This is a genomic window from Paraburkholderia sp. SIMBA_053, assembly GCF_046534895.1.
GTDB lineage: Bacteria > Pseudomonadota > Gammaproteobacteria > Burkholderiales > Burkholderiaceae > Paraburkholderia > Paraburkholderia caledonica.
The window spans coordinates 1-235 of record NZ_JAWRXU010001725.1 but is presented as its reverse complement, the minus strand read 5'-3'; the positions used below and the strand labels follow the sequence as shown (position 1 = coordinate 235).

At 70.2% G+C, this 235-nt stretch carries 1 pseudogene; it reads left to right on the top strand.

What is annotated here, in order from left to right:
• Positions 1-235: pseudogene (locus tag SB753_RS41410) on the top strand (hypothetical protein); the annotation flags it as partial.

Below are 235 nucleotides of genomic sequence, written 5' to 3'. Positions count from 1 at the left end.
CGCGCTTCGCGGTGTTGTATCGCGGCACGATTACGTTCAGCTATGCGCGCACGCAGCAAGCGGCGATGCGCGGTTCGCAGCTCGCGCGCAAGCTCGCGGCGCTCAACGCGCGCAGGCGCAATGCCGCGCGTCGCACGGGCATGCGACGGCCCATCGTCGTGACGGGTAACGATGCGAGCGAGCATGCGCCGGATGCCGCCGACTCCGCTCGTATAACGCGCGACGGCGGCGGTGG